Consider the following 17,191-nt stretch of genomic DNA (forward strand, 5'->3'; position numbering starts at 1 on the left):
AAATCACAACCGTCATGCTGAACTTGGTTCAGCATCCACTCTTCCTGCTGCGAAGACGGTGCCGATGGAACAGTGGACCCTGAAACAAGTTGGCGGTTATCCCCTTCGGACAAGGAACGGCCACAGAGGTGGTTTTCGTCATTGCGAGGAGGCCCGAACTTGCTTCGGGGCGACGCGGCAATCCAGAGCGGCAGGCGACGTCGCTTGCCGCTCTGGATTGCTTCGCTACGCTCGCAATGACGATCCTTGTCGGAAAGGGACAAACACCAAACAAGTTCAGGGTGACGACAGAGTGAACGATGTATCCATGCCGCCAAATCACTGGTCGAGGACAAGCCGATGAACGACATGACTCCTGTCAAGACGACGCTCAAGGATTGGGAAACCGATCAGGAAGTGCGCTGGTGTCCGGGTTGCGGCGACTATGCGATCCTCAAGGCCGTGCAGCGGACAATGCCCGAAATCGGCGCCGATCCCGCCAACACCGTGTTCGTCTCCGGCATCGGCTGCTCGTCGCGCTTCCCCTATTATATGGAGACCTATGGCTTCCACACGATCCACGGCCGCGCGCCGACGGTCGCGACGGGGGTCAAGCTCGCCAATCCGGAGCTCGATGTCTGGCTCGTCACCGGCGACGGCGACGGCCTGTCGATCGGCGGCAACCATATGCTCCACCTGCTGCGCCGCAATGTCGATTGCCAGGTGCTGCTCTTCAATAACGAGATATATGGCCTCACCAAGGGCCAGTATTCGCCGACCTCGCGCACCGGGACGACGAGCCCGTCGACGCCGTTCGGATCGGTCGACCGGCCGGTCAATCCCTGCGCCTTCGCGCTCGGCTCGGGCGCGCGCTTCGTCGCCCGCGGGATCGATGTGAACAAGAAGCTGACCGACGCCTTCAAGGCCGCCTATGCGCACAAGGGCACGGCGTTCGTCGAGATTTTCCAGAACTGCATCGTCTACAACGAGGACGTGTTCGAGGAATTCGTCAACAAGAAAACGGCGACGGACACGCAGATTTGGCTCGAACATGGCGAGCCGCTGCTGTTCGCCAATGGCACCAAGGGCCTCGCGCTCGACCGCGAGCATCCTGAACATCTGAAGCCCATCGTCGTCGATGTCGTCGATGGCGACTGGCAGGCCGCCGGCGTGCTGCGCCACGACCAGACCAACCATACGCTCGCCTATATGCTCGTCGAAATGCCGTTCGGCGAATATCCGATGGCGCTCGGCGTGATCTATGACGACCCGCGCCCGACCTTCAACCAGGTGCTGACCAAGCAGAAGGACGAGGTATCGAAAGGGAAACCCACCGATTTGCAGGCTCTGATCGAGCATGGCCAGACCTGGACCGTGGAGGAGGACGGACCGGAGCTGTAATCCGGCATGGACAATCTGACCCATAGCCTGGCCGGGGCTGTGCTCGGCCAGATGGGGCTCAAGAAGAAAACCGGCCTCGGCATGGCCACGCTCATCATCGCGGCCAATATTCCCGACATCGATGCGCTCGCGACCCTGCTCGGCGGCCATCAGCATCTCGCCATCCGCCGCGGCATTACCCACGGGCCACTGGCGGTGCTGGTGCTGCCGGTCCTGCTGACCGGCATCATGATCGCCTTCGACCGGTGGCAGGCGCGGCGCGGGAAACGGCCGCCCGATCGTTTGTCACTCCGCAAAGGCTGGCTGCTGGCGCTGGCCTATATCGGCACGCTCAGCCATCCGGCGCTCGACTATCTGAACAATTACGGGATCCGCCTGCTCGAGCCATTCTCCGATCGATGGGTCTATGGCGATACGCTGTTCATTATCGATGTCTGGGTCTGGGCGGCGCTGGGCATCGCCTTGTGGCTCTCGATATGGCGGGAGCGGAGCGGGCGGGACGATTGGCGGCTCCCCGCCATCGCCGCCTTCGCCATCGTTCTTGCCTATATCGGCGCCAACGGCCTGATCTCCAATCGGGCGGAGCACCTGACCAGCCAGCAAGTTGCCGAAGTCAGGGGCCAGCCGGCCGAACTCGTCGTCGCCAACAATCTGCCGATCACATTCTGGGCACGCGATATGCATTGGCGCGGGCAGGGCGAGATCGGCAGCGGCTATTTCACGCTGTTCGGCGGAGAAGACGTGGTGACCCTGAACGACGATACCCGGCCCGACGGGATGGCCGAGATCGACTGGAGCACCGTTTCCGCCGACAATCCGGACGCCCGGGCCTATCTGTTCTGGGCGCGGATGCCGTTCGTCGAGCGCCGGGAGGGAAGGGTGTTGTTGCGGGACCAGAGATTCACCTTTGACGGTATTGGGGATCGCTTCACGGTTGATGTAACAGTTCCGGAATGAGCAGTATTTCCATCATCTGGTTCCGCCGCGATCTCCGTTTGTCCGATCAGGCGGCGCTTGTGGCCGCCGCCGCCGGGGGACCGGTCATTCCCGTCTATGTCCTCGACGACGAAACGCCCCAGCATCGCATAATGGGTTCGGCGTCGCGCTGGTGGCTGCATCATTCGCTCGATTCGCTTGACAAAAGCCTGCGCGACAAGGGCTCGCGGCTGATCCTGCGGCGCGGCGCGAGCGCGACGATCCTCGCCGATATCGCGGCCAAGGCCGGGGCATCGGAAATCCACGCGCTGCGCCATTACGAGCCCTGGTGGCGCAACGCGGAACGCGACCTGAAGGACGCGCTGCCCGACGGCGTCGCGCTCTGCCTGCACGACGGAAATTACCTGATGCCGCCGGGCGCGGTGACGACCGGCAGCGGCGACCCGTACAAGATCTACACACCCTTCTGGAAATCGCTGCGCGAGCATATGCCGCCGGCCGAGCCGGCCCGCACGCCGCAGACGATCGATGCGCCCGGGAAATGGCCGGCCAGCGACGATCTCGGCGATTGGGGTCTGTTGCCGACCAAGCCCAACTGGGCCACCGGCTTCGACGTCTGGAGTCCGGGCGAGGCGGGCGCGCGGCGCAATGTCGACAGTTTCGTCGACAAGGCGACGCGCTACGATAATCGCCGCAATTTACCCTCTGTCGAAGGCACCGCGCGCCTCTCGCCGCATCTCCATTTCGGCGAGGTGTCGCCCGCCTATGTCTGGCACCGCGTATCGGGGCCCGGCCGCGACGTCACGACCTTCCAGAAGGAGCTGGTCTGGCGCGATTACGCCCAGAATGTCATCTGCCAGTTCCCCCGATATGGCGGGGAGGGCTATCGCGACCAGTTCGACGCTTTTCCCTGGCGCGATTTCCGCTCTTCGGCCGTACGTGAGGAATTTGACCGCTGGTGCAGGGGCGAGACCGGCTATCCGATCGTCGACGCCGGGATGCGCGAGCTCTGGGCGACGGGCTGGATGCACAACCGCGTCCGCATGATCGCCGCGAGCTTCCTCATCAAGCATCTCCTGATCGACTGGCGCGAGGGCGAGCAATGGTTCTGGGACACGCTCGTCGACGCCGATTACGGATCGAACGCCACCAACTGGCAATGGGTCGCCGGCACCGGCGTCGATTCCAACATGTTCGTGCGGATCATGGCGCCGCTCAGCCAGTCCGAGAAATTCGACGCGGGCGACTATATCCGCCGCTGGGTGCCCGAGCTGGCGGACATCGACGATCCCTATGTCCACGATCCCGAAGAGCATGGCTGCCGGCCGGAGGATTACCCGGCCAAGATCATCGGCCACCGCGAAGCGCGGCAGCGGGCGCTCGACGCCTATAAAAAGGTCAAGGCATAACCCCCGTACGTCATTCCGAACTTGATCCGGAATCCAGAGCCCAAAGCGATATCGCCTACCGCCCTGGACCCCGGATCAAGTCCGGGGTGACGGTCACCCAAATGCAGATATGGAAGCGTTGCCCTGGGCAACCTTTTTGGGCCATAAGCCCGCGCAGGAGGGGTTATGGCGAGCAGTCCGTCACCGCGCGGGGAGCATCTGCTGAAGGCGGATCGCGGTTTTTCGACCGGATCGTCCCGGCTGTCGCGCCTGTTCGCGCCCGGTTTCCACAAGCTGCTCGACCGGATCGACGCCGGCCTCGCGACAGGGCAACTCGACGCACGGCTGCCCGACGGCGAAACGCGCATATTGGGCGGCCGGGCGCCGGGCGTCGCCGCCGAGATCGAGCTCACAAGCTGGCGGCCGCTGATCCGGCTCATGACGTCGGGCTCGGTGGGCTGGTATCGCGGATGGGCCGAGGGCGAATGGGCGAGCCCCGCGCCCGAAAAGCTGTTCGAACTGTTCGTCGTCAACCAGGAAACGCTCGGCAATACCGGGCGCGCCAAGGGCCTCGCGCGCTGGGTCAACCGCCAGGCGCACCGGATGCGCGCCAACAATCGCGAAAACGCTCGCCGCAACATCGCCGCCCATTACGATCTCGGCAACGATTTCTACGCCAGTTGGCTCGATCCGAGCATGACCTATTCGAGCGCGGTGTTCGCCGAACCGATCGGCGGGGAGGAAGATCTCGAAGCGGCGCAGCACCGCAAGCTCAAACTGCTGCTCGACCGGCTCGACCTCAAGCCCGGTGACCGGCTGCTCGAGATCGGCTGCGGTTGGGGCGGGCTGATGGAGGTCGCGGCGCGCGACTATGGCGCGGAGGTCACCGGTATCACGCTCTCGACCGAGCAGAAGGCCCATGCCGAACAGCGGCTTGCCGATGCGGGGCTCGCCGGCCAGTGCCGGGTCGAGCTGACCGACTATCGCGACGTTGCGGGCAGCTTCGACGCCGTCGCCAGCGTCGAGATGGTCGAGGCGGTCGGCCAGGAATATTGGCCCGCCTATCTCGGCGCGATCGCCGCGCGGCTGAAGCCCGGCGGGCGGGCCGCGATCCAGCTGATCTCGATGGACGCCGGGATGTTCGAGGGCTATGCGGCGAACACCGATTTCATCCAGACCTATGTGTTTCCGGGCGGCATGCTGATCGAGGAAGGCCGGTTTGCGCATATCGCCCGCGAACAGGGCCTCAGCTGGCGCGACCGCACGGGTTATCACACCCATTATGCCGAGACGCTGCGGCGCTGGCGCGCGAATTTCGACCGGGCGATCGCCGAGCAGCGCCTGCCGGACGGGTTCGACGCGCGGTTCCACGATCTGTGGCGCTATTATTTGATGTATTGCGAAGGCGGGTTTCAGGCCGGCGGCATAGACGTCGCGCAGGTGACGCTGGTGAAAGAGGATTAATGGGGCTCAACATTTTTCCGTCATTGCGAGAAGGCCCGAACTTGTTTCGGGGCGACGCGGCAATCAAGAGCCGCAAAGCGTATCGCCAGCCGCTCTGGATTGCTTCGCTGCGCTCGCAATGACGTATTGAATACATCGACACGGGAACGAAAATGAAGAAACTGATCTTGGCTACTGCTGCAACGTTTGGACTGGCGCTCGCCTCCCCCGCAAACGCGCAAGACACGGCCGAAGCGGAAAGCCACGTCCCAACCGATCTCAATATCCTGATGTGGACGCAGCCGCAGCGCGATTTCGCCTTTCCGCGGATGGAGGAACTCGCGCCGGTCCGCACGATCCCCAATGCCGACACGTTCCGCGAACTCCCGCGCGGCCCCGGTCTCGATCTCGCGATTGCGATCGACGGCGAGAGCTGGACGCTCGACCGCTATTTCGCGGACCAGCGCGCCGCGGGCGTCATCGTCATCCATAATGGCGAGGTCCGGCTCGAACGCTATCGGATGGGCGCCGATGTCGATACCCGCTGGACGAGCTTCTCGGTCGCCAAGTCGCTGACCTCCACCCTGGTCGGAGCGGCGATCGCCGACGGCCATATCGCGTCGCTCGACGCGCCCGTCACCGATTACATCCCCGAGCTTCGGGGCAGCGGCTATGACGGCGTGACCGTCCGCCAGCTGCTGACGATGACCTCGGGCGTGCGCTGGAACGAGGATTATACCGATCCCAATTCGGACGTATCGCTGTTCAACCAGGTCACGCCCGAGCCCGGCGTGGACCCGGTCGTCACCTATATGCGCACGCTGGAAAGCGAGGTCGAACCCGGCACGCGCTGGCAGTACAATACCGGCGAGACCAACCTGATCGGCGTGGTCGTCGCCAACGCCGTCGGCATGCCGCTCGCCGACTATCTGTCGCAGAAGATCTGGTCGCGCATCGGCATGGCGCAGGACGGCGAATGGATCGTCAATGCGGGCGGCAACGAGATCGCCGGCTGCTGCATCTCGGCGACGGTGCGCGACTATGCGCGCTTCGGGCTGTTCGTGCTGGGCGGCGGCACGATCGGCGACGAGCGCGTCGTCCCAGAAGGCTGGTTCGCGGCGGCGGGCACCCGCCAGGCCGATATCGGCGCGCCGGGCCGCGGTTACGGCTATCAATGGTGGACCTTCGACGATAGCAGCTTCGCCGCCCAGGGCATCTTCGGCCAGGGCATTTTCATCGATCCGGCGCGGAATTTGGTGATCGCGAGCAATGGGAATTGGCCGGTGGCGAGTGAAGCGGGGTATCGGGAGCGGCGCAATGCCTTTTACCGCGCGGTGCAGATGGCGGTGGATGCGGAGGGGGGCGGAGAGTAGATGCCAGTTTGCGGTTGAGGGTCGAATCTGGGTTTTCGGCATATTAGCTCCATTCCAAAAAAACCCTATTTCCTTGAAATGTTGGAAAACATCTGACCTATACTGTCGGATGACGGACAAATCGCTGCCCACCGAACCCGCCACGCGGCACCCCGAAACCGCCAAGGACACCGGTTTCTTCTACGCGGACGGCCGGCCCGTTCCGCCGACCCATCCCGATCATGGGCCGATGGAGAATCTGCCGCGCCAGGCGGATGGGAGTTTCGCGGCTTATTATTATTGTTCGAAAGAGGAGCTGGCGGCCGCCGAGGTCGATCGTCCGCCCGCGCGTCGCCAGCGGCATGACGGCTGGACGCCCGACCGGATCGAAAGATTCCTCGAAGCACTGCGCTCCACGGCCAGCATCAAGGATGCCTGCCGGATCGTCGGCATGTCGCGCCAGTCGGCCTATAACCTCTATAATCGCGAAGAAAGCGCGCATATCCGCAAGGCGTGGGACGAGGCCTTGCGCGCCTGCACCAATGTCCTCGCCACGACGGCGTTCGACCGGGCGGTTAACGGCACCGAGGAGCAAGTCTATTACAAAGGCGAGTTCGTCGGGTGGCGGGACAGATATGACAATCGCCACCTGCAATGGATGTTGCGGGTGCGCGATCCGCTGAACTGGGCGCCGCTCACCGAATTGGAGGGCTGGATGCGCCAGCGCGGCCTCGAAAAGCCCGAAGCGATCGAACCGTCCTTGCGCCGACTCACCGAGGCCGAGGAAGAGTGGAGCCGGAGACTGCCGGGAGAAGAGGGTGAGCCGCCCGCGACGCTGCCCGAACCAGCGGAGGACCGGGGCGGCAATGGGGCAGAAGACGAGAAATCCTGAACGGCGGCTGTGTGTCCACTATGTCAACTTAGGCTACTGCATTGCATGAAGCGTTATTGCGAGGAGGGCCGAACTTGTTTCGGTCCGACGCGGCAATCCAGAGCCGCGAACGATACCGATTGAGGCTCTGGATTGCTTCCCCCGGCACGAGCCCGGGGTCGCAATGACGGCGTTTCCAATCTGGATCGTCATGACTATGCCGCAGTCCGCCACCGCCTAGGGCGTGTAATAGGTCGGCGATCCCGGTCCGACCGGGAACCCGAGCACGAAGGTCCAGACGAAGAAGAATATCGACCAGGTGATGATGAAGAAGATCGTATAGGGCAGCATCATCGCGATCAGCGTGCCGACGCCGAGATTGCGTTCGTACCGCGTCGCCCAGGCCAGTATCAGTCCGAAATAGCTCATCATCGGCGTGATGATATTCGTCGTCGAATCGCCGATCCTGTAGGCCGCCTGGATCGCCTCGGGCGCGTAGCCGATCAGCATCAGCATCGGCACGAAGATCGGCGCGGTGACCGCCCATTGCGCCGAGGCCGAGCCCAGCGACAGGTTGATCATCGCGCATATCAGGATGAAAAAGAAAAACAGCGCGGGTCCGGTCAGCCCGCTCTCCTGCAGGAATTGCGCGCCGGTCACCGCCGTGATCGCGCCCAGATTGGTCCAGCCGAAAAAGGCGACGAACTGGGCGGCGAAAAAGACCAGCACGATATAGAGGCCGAGCGAGGAGAGCGCGGCGGCCATCGCGTCGATCACGTCGCGATCGGTCTTCATCGTGCCGACCGCCCGGCCATAGGCATAGCCGATGGCGACGAAGAAGATCAGGATCCAGACGACGAAACCCTGGAAGAAGGGCGAATCGATGCGGTCGCCGGTTTCCGGATTGCGCAATATGCCCCAGTCGGGAACCAGCGTGAGCGCCATCAGGCCGAGCACGCCGAGCAGCGCGATACCGGCCCAGCGCAGACCCTTCCTCTCATTCTGCTCGAGCGGTTGCATCATATGGTCGTCGAGGATCGTCGGGTCCGCCTGGGAGGGGTTATATTTCCCGAGCTTCGGCTCGACGATGTAGATCGAGACCAGCGAGCCGACGATCGTGATCAGGAAGGTGGAGGCGACCATGAAGTACCAGTTGGCGGTCGCCAGCACGACATAGTCGGGATCGATCAGGCGCGCGGCCTCCTGGGTGATGCCCGCGAGCAGCGGATCGATCGTGCCGATCAGCAGGTTGGCGCTGTAGCCGCCCGACACCCCGGCGAATGCGGCCGCCATGCCGGCCAGCGGGTGCCGGCCCAGCGCATAATAGATCGCCGCGGCCAAGGGGATCAGCACGACATAGCCGACTTCCGATGCGGTATTGGAGACGATCCCGGCAAAGACGATCGCGACCGTCACGAGCTTGGGCGGTGCGCCCAGCACCATGCTGCGCACGGCGGCCGAGAGGAGGCCTGACTGCTCGGCGACGCCGACGCCGATCATCGCCACCAGCACCACGCCGAGCGGCGCGAAACTGGTGAAATTGCCGACGAGATTGGTGAAGATGCGCCGCACGCCGTCGCCGTCGAGCAGGCTGACCGCGCGGATCATGCCGTCTTCGGCGACGCCGGGCGCACCGGCCGGCCGCGGGTCGACGACCGCCACGCCCATCCATCCGAACAGGCCCGAGACGACGACGATCCCCACCGCCAATATGGCGAACAGGGTCACCGGATGGGGCAGCAGGTTGCCGAGCCATTCGACGCCGTCGAGAAAGCGGGTGAAGGCGTTGCGGCGCGGTTCAATCGCCTGCTGCTGACCGTCGGCCATCAAGGTCTCCAATCGAGATCGTACCGGATACTGCCGCGACCGGAGAGCGCGCAGCGCGAAGCCAACCTTATGATTACAAGGCAGAAGCGAGTCCAGAGCGGCACCGGCGGCGCGCTTCACCGGACCGCCCCCTGTCGGGGCGGGCCGTTCACGCGGCCTTCATGGAATCCGCATAGGGTGGGCGCCTGGGCTTCGGACGGGCGTCCATCGGCGATGCGCGTCGGGAGCGCCGTTCGACATTCGGCACAAGGATTGGGACACCGGCATTCCATGACCATCGCAGCACCCCTGGGAACGATCGTCATCCTGACAATGGCGCTGGTTGCAGCGCCCGCCGACGGGACGGGCGCCCGCGAATGGCGCGGGCAATGCGAATATGCCGACCGGTTCGCGCCGCTGTTGGAGCAGGGCGATCATTCCTTCGCCCTGTGCGATTCGGTCGCGATCGATCCGGGCGGCGATCGCGATACGTTCGATTTCCGCCGCGACAGCTGGGGATCGATGATCCGCTTCGAAGGCGCGCTGGCCGGCGATCGCATGGCCGTCAGCCATATACGGCTTCGCGCCAACGAACCGCGACCGGCCACCGGAACCTGCGAGATTTTCCATCGCGGCGAGGCGCTTTCGACGATCGCCTGCGTCGCGACCGCGCGCGGGCAGACCTATGTCGCCAATTTCGTGCCGCGGCGGTAGCGGCGGCAGCTTCGCCACGAGCAATCGAAGCCGGCCGCTTGACGCGAAAATCGCGATCTGTTCTAGTGTTTTATGTAAGTAATGCACTAGGAGTCGGCATTGAAACATTTTCACTCAATCGCAGCCGTAGCGTGTCTGCTGGCTTTCTCCGGTTCCGCCGCGCACGCGCTGTCGGGCGCAGGCCCGTCGCCGGGCGACGCGGCCGTGCCTTCGGAAATCTCCGAAAGAGCGCAGCAGCTCGTCGCCCAACCCGGGATCGCCGCTCTCGGCATTGCGATGATCGAGAATGGCGAAGTCCAATGGGCGGCGGCCTATGGCCAACAGGCGCCCGGCGTACCGGCATCGACGGACACGATGTTCAACACCGCCTCGGTCGCGAAGACGATTATCGCCGAGACGGTTCTCCGGCTCGTCGGCCGGGACGGAATGTCGCTCGACGATCCGATCGCGGAATTTTACCGGCATCCCGATCTGTCCGCCGATCCGCGCTATGAACAGCTGACGCCGCGGCTGATCCTGTCGCATCAGGCCGGTCTGCTGAACTGGCCCTATCTGTACGACGACGGAAAGCTCGCCTTCGTAGCCGATCCCGGCCAGGGAGAGATCCGCTATTCGGGCGCCGGCATCCGGATCCTCGCGCGCTATCTCGAAGAACGGTTCGGGGCGTCCTATCCCGATATCGTCCAGCAGACCCTGCTCGACCCGCTCGGCGTGACCGGCATATCGGTTCGGCGAACACCCGATCTGGCGGGCCGGGTGCCGCAGGCGCGGACGCCGGACGGCCGCACCTTCCCGCCCTTCACGAGATCGGAAGAGGGCGGCGAGATCGAAATCGGGCAATGGAGCGCTGCCGACAATCTTTTCGCGAGCGTGGAGGGATATGCGGACCTGCTCACCAGGGTGATCGCCGGCGAGGGTCTGAGCCCGGAAATGGCGGAGGAACGCCAGCGGCTGCATTCCAGCTCGGAAACCGAGCTCGGCTATCAATGCATCCTGCCCGCGGAAGAATGCCCGAGCCCGTTGGGTTTCGGCCTTGGCTGGACGCTGTTCGGCGAACCCGATCGCATGATCCTCAACCATAGCGGCAACGATTTCGGCGAACATGCGCAGGTCTATTTCAGCCCGCAAAGCGGCGACGGCCTGGTCCTTTTCTTCAGCGGCGGCAATGCCTGGGTCGCCGGCCTCGAACTGATGGAACTGGTCGATCCCGATCTGCGCATGGCGCGCCACTATCGCGCCCTGTACGAGCGCATGCAGGCGCAACAATCCGCCGAAGCGGAATAGGCGCGCGGTCGGCAAGTCGCGCTTCCCGGTCCATCGGTTCTACAACCGCGCGGTTGGCGGCCATATTCGCGCGCGGCGCATCCATTGCAGGTGGCGACTGTGGTACCGAATCCGGCGGCGGACCGGCCTGCGCTCATGATAGACCTCCTCGCGCGTACCGTTGACGGCGCGATCGATGGCCGTGAGGTGGAGCGGACGAGGGAAACGCTGTATGTCAACTTTGCAAAGTTACGGCAATATTGTTGTGCGCTATGCCGTGCGACCCGGCTCGACGTCCAGCACGAATGGGGCTCTCACGGCGCGCTCACCGCTGATCGCCGAGCTCGCGTTAACGAACAGCGTATCGCCGATGCGGACCTGGCTCGCGCTGGCATGGACATGGCCGAAACAATGGAGGCGCGGAGCGATCCGTTCGATCTGTGCGGCCAAGTGCGGACAACCATGCGAATGGCCGCGGCTCGAGTGGTCCAGTATCCCGGCGGGCGGCACATGGGTCACCAGGATATCGAGCCCCGAAGGGATTGCCGCCCATCTGTCGCGCAGCGCGTCATCGTCGAGATGGAAGGCATGGCTTGCCAGTTCGGGGACCCAGGGCGCGGCGTAGATATCCAGTCCTTCGACGGTGAGCCGTTCGTCCTGAAGGTAGCGGGCATTGCGGAACGGCTGCTTCGTGCGCGCCAGCGCGGCCTCCAGGGCAAGGTCATGATTGCCGCCGGTGACAAGGATTGTTGGGTAATCCTGCCGCCCGAACCAGTCGTCGATATCCGTCAACGCCGCCGCGTCCCGGTCGAAAAGATCGAGCATGTCGCCGCAATGGATCAGGATATCGCCGCCCGGCAGTGACAGCGATCCGTGCATCGCATGAGTATCGCTGATGATGGTGACGGAAACGGACATTGGCGGGTCGCTCTTACGCCAACCGGACGCCGTACGCTAGGCGTCCGGGTACTCCACCTTCGTCCGATGCCCGGTCTCGAAATCGCCGGTCGCCAGCTCGACGATCGCGTCCGCAACGGCTTCGGGCGGCTTGAGTGCGGACTGGTCTTCGCCCGGATAGGCGAGTTTGCGCATATCGGTGGCGGTGGCGCCCGGATCGACGATCGCGACTTTCAATGGCGCGAGATTCTTCACCTCCTCGCCATAGGCTGCGACCAGCGTGTCGAGCGCCGCCTTGGACGCGCCGTACGCGCCCCAGAAGGCGCGGGGAGCCGCGCCGACGCTCGAGGTGAGCGCGATGACGTGGCCCCGCTCGCTCTTCTTCAGCATCGGATCGAACGCGGCGATCAGCGCCTGCTGTGCCGTGAAGTTCAAGGTCATCACTTCGGACAGTTCCTTGGCCTCGATCTGCGCGACCGGGGTCAGCGAGCCGAGTATCGCTGCGTTGAGCACGAGGATATCGAGCGCGTCCCAGCGTTCGCCGATGGCCGCCGCGAGCCGGGCGATGCTGTCACCGTCGACCAGGTCGAGCGGGGCGATGGTGGCGTTGCCGCCGGCCTCGTGGATGGCTTCCTCGACTTCCTCGAGCCCGCCGACGGTGCGTGCGACGAGGATGACATGCGCGCCCTCGGCCGCCAGCGCCTTCGCCGTGGCCGCGCCGATCCCTCTGCTGGCGCCGGTTACAAGGGCCAGCCTTCCGTCCAGTTTCTTGGTCATCTAGTTCCGATCGTCCTCAGCTTGTCGAAGTATCATGTCACGCGTTCGGCGAGCAGCGGCAGCTGGGTGACATTGTCGAGGCCGTCATGATCGGTCAGCGGCGTCGGATATTCGCCGGTGAAACAGGCGTCGCAGCTCTGCGGATGCTCGTTGTCCCGCCCGGTCTCGCCGAGCGCCCGGTAGAGGCCGTCGATCGAGATGAAGGCGAGGCTGTCGGCGCGGATATACTGCCGCATGCCCTCGACATCGTGCTGCGCCGCGAGCAGTTTTTCGCGCTCGGGCGTATCGACCCCGTAGAAGCAGCTGTTGCGGGTAGGCGGGCTCGCGATCCGCATATGGACCTCGGCCGCCCCGGCCTCGCGCATCATGTCGACGATCTTGGTGCTCGTCGTACCGCGGACGATCGAATCGTCGATCAGCACGACACGCTTGCCTTCGATCAGCGGGCGGTTGGCATTGTGCTTGAGCTTGACGCCGAGATGCCGAACCTTGTCGCCCGGCTGGATGAAGGTGCGGCCGACATAGTGCGAGCGGATGATGCCGAGTTCGAACGGGATGCCCGATTCCTGCGCATAGCCGATCGCGGCGGGCGTGCCGGAATCGGGCACCGGAATGACGAGATCGGCATCGACCCCGTTTTCGCGGGCCAGCTCCGCGCCGATCTGCTTGCGGACCGAATAGACGGACTGGCCGTCGACGATCGAATCGGGCCGCGAGAAATAGACATGTTCGAAGATGCAGGGGCGGGGCGCGGTGGGCGCGAAGGGGCGGTGCGTCTTGATCCCGTCGTCATTGACGACGATCAGCTCGCCGGGTTCGACCTCGCGGATGAATTCGGCCCCGACGACGTCGAAGGCGACGCTCTCGGACGCGAAGATCACCGCGTCGCCGAGCTTGCCCATCACGAGCGGGCGGATGCCCAGCGGATCGCGACATCCGATCATGCCTTCGGGCGTCAGGCAGACGAGCGAATAGGCGCCCTCGAGCTGTTTGAGCGCGTCGATGAAACAGTCGAGCAGCCGCTTGAAGCCCGACGTCGCGACGAGATGGATGATGGCTTCCGTGTCGGAGGTCGACTGGAAGATCGAACCATGCTTCACCAGATCTTTGCGCAGGGTCCAGGCATTGGAAATATTGCCGTTATGCGCGACCGCAAAGCCGCCGGACGACAGCTCGGCGTAGAGGGGCTGGACGTTGCGCAGCCCGCTTTCGCCGGTCGTCGAATAGCGGACATGGCCGCAGGCCGCATCGCCGGGCAGCTGCCGGATGATATGGTCTTCGTCGAAATTGCCCGCGACATGGCCGATAGCGCGGTGGCTGTGAAACCATTTGCCGTCGAAGCTCGTGATGCCGGCGGCTTCCTGGCCGCGATGCTGGAGCGCGTGCAGGCCGAGCGCCACGACCGCGGATGCGGTATCGGCGCCCCAGATGCCGAACACGCCGCATTCCTCGCGCAGCTTATCCCCGTCGTCGGAACAGTCGAATGGATCAGTGGTCAGCATAGCGACTCCGGCACCATGGTCGGTCACGTGCGTGCATATAGGGACGGGAATCGTATTTGTCTCGTCTTTGTCATAAAGCGTTTGGGAATCATCCAAATCCAGTCGGGGAAAGCGGAACGATTATGGCCAACGAACGCGAGACCGGGCTGGCGCTCGACCCGAAGTTCGACGCCAATGGATTGCTCACCGCGGTGGTCACCGACCGCGCGAGCGGGGCCGTCCTGATGGTCGCGCACATGAACCGCGAGGCGCTCGACCGGACGCTTGAAACCGGGACGGCGCATTTCTGGTCCCGCAGCCGCAAAACGCTGTGGCAGAAGGGCGAGACGTCGGGCAATATCCTCCACGTCGCCGAGGCACGGATCGATTGCGATCAGGACGCGGTCTGGCTGATCGTCGATCCGGCCGGCCCGGCCTGCCACACGGGCGAAACGAGTTGCTTCTACCGGCGCATCGAGGGCGGGGGATTGCGGCGTCTCGACTAGCAAAGCCCGAAATTTCGAAATAGTATTTCCCAATGACGTAGCGTCATCGCTTGACGTTAACGTGAACGTTAGCTAAGAGGGGTTCATGGCAAGAGCATTACCGCAAGCGGGCATCGATACGCCCGACGAAAAGAATCGCGAAACCTATTCGATCTCCGATCTGTCCGAGGAATTCGGCGTAACGCCGCGCGCCTTGCGTTTCTATGAAGACGAAGGACTGATCTCGCCGGAACGCCACGGGCTGACCCGAGTCTATGCCAAGCGCGACCGCGCCCGGCTTGCCTGGATCCTGCGCGCCAAGCGCGTCGGGTTCAGCCTCGCCGATGTCCGGGAGATGATCGATCTCTACGATCTGGGAGACGGCCGCACCAAGCAGCGGGCGGTCACGCGCGAGAAATGCAAGGAGCGTATCGAGGCCCTGAAAGGCCAGCGCTCCGACATCGACTCGTCGATCGCGGAACTCGAGGGTTTCCTCGAGCTGCTCGACGAAGTCGAAAGCGAATAACGCACCCCTTTAGTCAGTACAGGAATTCACCATGCCCACTTACACCGCGCCCGTTCGTGACAGCCAGTATGTGCTGAACCATATCGTCGGCCTCGATCGCTATTCGAACCTTCCGGGTTTCGAGAACGCCACGATGGAGATGGCCGACGCGATCCTCACCGAAGGCGGCAAGTTCTGCTCGGAAGTGCTGTTTCCGCTCAACCAGGTCGGCGACGAACAGGGCTGCACGCGGCATGACGACGGCTCGGTCACGACGCCCGAAGGATTCAAGGAAGCCTATCGGCAGCTGGTCGAAGGGGGCTGGACGACCCTGACCGGGCCCGAGGAATTCGGCGGGCAGGGGCTGCCGCATGTCCTCGGCACGGCGATCGAGGAATATATGATCAGCTCCAACATGGCTTTCGCCATGTATAACGGCCTGACCATGGGCGCGACGGCCGCGATCATGGCCAAGGGCTCGCAGGAGCAGAAGGAAAAATACGTCCCCAAGATGGTCTCGGGCGAATGGGGCGGCACGATGAACCTGACCGAGCCGCATTGCGGAACCGATCTCGGTCTGATCCGCACGAAAGCGGAACCGCAGGCCGATGGCAGCTACAAGGTCTCCGGCACGAAGATCTTCATCTCGTCTGGCGAGCATGACCTCACCGAGAACATCATCCATCTCGTTCTGGCGAAGACGCCGGACGCGCCGGACAGCGTGAAGGGCATCTCGCTCTTCATCGTGCCGAAATTTCTCGTCAATGACGATGGATCGATCGGCGAGCGCAACGCGGTCGAATGCGGCTCGATCGAAGAGAAGATGGGCATCCACGGCAACTCGACCTGCGTCATGAATTATGACGGCGCGACGGGCTGGCTGGTCGGCGAGGAGAATAAGGGCCTTGCCGCCATGTTCATAATGATGAACGCGGCCCGTCTCGGCGTCGGCGCCCAGGGGCTCGCGATCGGCGAAGTCGCGTTCCAGAACGCGGTCGCTTATGCGCAGGACCGCCGCCAGGGCAGGGCGCTGACCGGCCCCGCCGATCCGGAGGAAAAGGCCGATACGCTGTTCGTCCATCCCGACGTCCGGCGGATGCTGATGGAGGCCAAGGCCTATCTCGAAGCGAGCCGCGCGCTGTGCATCTGGGGCGGGCTGCAGGTCGATCTGTCGCACAAGGCGCAGACCGAGGAAGAGCGGCAGGAAGCCGACGACATGATCTCGCTGCTGACGCCGGTCATCAAGGGCTTCGTCACCGATCTCGGCTACCAGATCGCGACCCAGTCGCAGCAGGTCTATGGCGGCCATGGCTACATCCGCGAATGGGGCATGGAGCAATATGTCCGCGATGCGCGGATCGCGCAGATCTACGAAGGCACCAACGGTATCCAGGCGATGGACCTTGTCGGCCGAAAGCTGGCCCTGAATGGCGGTCGGGCGATCCAGGCGTTCCTCGCGATGGTCGGCGAAGAAGTTGCCGAGCAGAATGAGGACGAGAGCGTCAAAACGGTCGCGAGCGCGCTCGAAAAGGCCAATGGCGAACTGCGCGGCGCGACGATGTGGCTGATGCAGAATGCCTTCGCCAATCTCAATCATGCCGGCGCGGCCGCCTACAATTATATGCAGCTGATGGGCATCGTTTCGCTCGGCCTGATGTGGTTGCGGATGGCCAAGGCCAGCGCCGCGGCGATCGAAGCCGGCGCCGAGGATACGGCCTTCCACGAGACGAAGCTGGTGACGGCGCGTTTCTTTGCCGAGAAGATCATGCCGGATGCGGCGGGTCTGCGGGCAAAGATCGAGGGCGGGTCGGACAGCCTGATGGCGCTCGAACCCGAAATGTTCGTCGCGGCCTAGCGGACCTTCGAAACACGACCAACGGTGCGCCTGCGGCG

15 protein-coding genes are annotated in these 17,191 nt (G+C 63.9%); 11 read left to right on the top strand and 4 right to left on the bottom strand.

The features are described from left to right. The first annotated feature begins 339 nt into the window (after positions 1–339). The 6 genes from HFP57_RS02620 to HFP57_RS02645 all read left to right on the top strand — a co-directional run bounded on the left by HFP57_RS02620 (position 340) and on the right by HFP57_RS02645 (position 7,391). Positions 340–1,380 carry a 2-oxoacid:ferredoxin oxidoreductase subunit beta gene (locus tag HFP57_RS02620; protein ID WP_176868329.1) on the top strand — a complete coding sequence of 347 codons (1,041 nt, stop codon included), beginning with the start codon at positions 340–342 and terminating at the stop codon, positions 1,378–1,380. 6 nt (positions 1,381–1,386) lie between these two features. Then, positions 1,387–2,337, top strand: a complete 951-nt coding sequence (locus HFP57_RS02625) for a metal-dependent hydrolase (protein ID WP_176868331.1) — start codon at positions 1,387–1,389, stop codon at positions 2,335–2,337. Beyond that, a complete protein-coding gene (locus HFP57_RS02630; protein ID WP_176868334.1) occupies positions 2,334–3,725 on the top strand; it encodes a cryptochrome/photolyase family protein in 1,392 nt (463 codons plus the stop codon). Before HFP57_RS02625 ends, HFP57_RS02630 begins: the two co-directional genes overlap by 4 nt. Positions 3,726–3,890: 165 nt before the next feature. Further along, on the top strand, positions 3,891–5,168 hold the full coding sequence (locus HFP57_RS02635) for an SAM-dependent methyltransferase (RefSeq protein ID WP_176868336.1): 1,278 nt from the start codon (positions 3,891–3,893) through the stop codon (positions 5,166–5,168). A 152-nt stretch (positions 5,169–5,320) separates the two neighbouring features. Then, positions 5,321–6,520: a serine hydrolase domain-containing protein gene (locus HFP57_RS02640; protein WP_176868338.1), complete on the top strand. Its 1,200-nt coding sequence runs from the start codon at positions 5,321–5,323 to the stop codon at positions 6,518–6,520. A 109-nt stretch (positions 6,521–6,629) separates the two neighbouring features. Continuing rightward, positions 6,630–7,391, top strand: a complete 762-nt coding sequence (locus HFP57_RS02645; protein WP_176868340.1) for a hypothetical protein — start codon at positions 6,630–6,632, stop codon at positions 7,389–7,391. A 216-nt stretch (positions 7,392–7,607) separates the two neighbouring features. Here HFP57_RS02645 and HFP57_RS02650 read toward each other — a convergent pair whose 3' ends face one another. Continuing rightward, on the bottom strand, positions 7,608–9,197 hold the full coding sequence (locus tag HFP57_RS02650) for an AbgT family transporter (RefSeq protein WP_176868342.1): 1,590 nt from the start codon (positions 9,195–9,197) through the stop codon (positions 7,608–7,610). Between the two features lie 270 nt (positions 9,198–9,467). Here HFP57_RS02650 and HFP57_RS02655 point away from each other — a divergent pair, with 270 nt between their 5' ends. After that, positions 9,468–9,890 (top strand): hypothetical protein, encoded by a 423-nt coding sequence (locus HFP57_RS02655; protein WP_176868344.1) that lies wholly within the window; start codon positions 9,468–9,470, stop codon positions 9,888–9,890. A gap of 99 nt (positions 9,891–9,989) precedes the next feature. Beyond that, positions 9,990–11,174, top strand: a complete 1,185-nt coding sequence (locus HFP57_RS02660) for a serine hydrolase domain-containing protein (protein ID WP_176868346.1) — start codon at positions 9,990–9,992, stop codon at positions 11,172–11,174. Between the two features lie 249 nt (positions 11,175–11,423). Here the strand turns inward: HFP57_RS02660 and HFP57_RS02665 are convergent, their stop codons facing one another. Genes HFP57_RS02665 through purF form a run of 3 tightly spaced genes read right to left on the bottom strand, consistent with a single transcriptional unit; the run spans position 11,424 to position 14,329 of the window. Next, positions 11,424–12,071 carry a metallophosphatase domain-containing protein gene (locus tag HFP57_RS02665; protein WP_176868348.1) on the bottom strand — a complete coding sequence of 216 codons (648 nt, stop codon included), beginning with the start codon at positions 12,069–12,071 and terminating at the stop codon, positions 11,424–11,426. 36 nt (positions 12,072–12,107) lie between these two features. After that, entirely contained in the window at positions 12,108–12,827 is a 720-nt protein-coding gene (locus tag HFP57_RS02670; RefSeq protein WP_176868350.1) for an SDR family NAD(P)-dependent oxidoreductase, read from the bottom strand. Positions 12,828–12,859: 32 nt separating this feature from the next. After that, entirely contained in the window at positions 12,860–14,329 is a 1,470-nt protein-coding gene (purF, locus tag HFP57_RS02675; RefSeq protein WP_176868352.1) for an amidophosphoribosyltransferase, read from the bottom strand. Between the two features lie 122 nt (positions 14,330–14,451). On the opposite strand from purF, the gene hisI reads away from it, so the two are divergent. The 3 genes from hisI (at position 14,452) to HFP57_RS02690 (ending at position 17,153) form a co-directional block, all read left to right on the top strand. Further along, positions 14,452–14,814, top strand: a complete 363-nt coding sequence (gene hisI / locus HFP57_RS02680) for a phosphoribosyl-AMP cyclohydrolase (protein ID WP_176868353.1) — start codon at positions 14,452–14,454, stop codon at positions 14,812–14,814. An 85-nt stretch (positions 14,815–14,899) separates the two neighbouring features. Continuing rightward, complete coding sequence (locus HFP57_RS02685) at positions 14,900–15,319, top strand: MerR family transcriptional regulator (RefSeq protein WP_176868355.1); 420 nt, start codon at positions 14,900–14,902, stop codon at positions 15,317–15,319. A 31-nt stretch (positions 15,320–15,350) separates the two neighbouring features. Beyond that, the gene (locus tag HFP57_RS02690) at positions 15,351–17,153 is read left to right on the top strand and encodes an acyl-CoA dehydrogenase C-terminal domain-containing protein (protein ID WP_176868356.1); all 1,803 of its coding nucleotides are present in this window, start codon (positions 15,351–15,353) and stop codon (positions 17,151–17,153) included. Positions 17,154–17,191: the final 38 nt, after the last annotated feature.

It is taken from the genome of Parasphingopyxis algicola, assembly GCF_013378075.1.
In the GTDB taxonomy this organism is placed as follows: Bacteria; Pseudomonadota; Alphaproteobacteria; order Sphingomonadales; family Sphingomonadaceae; genus Parasphingopyxis; species Parasphingopyxis algicola.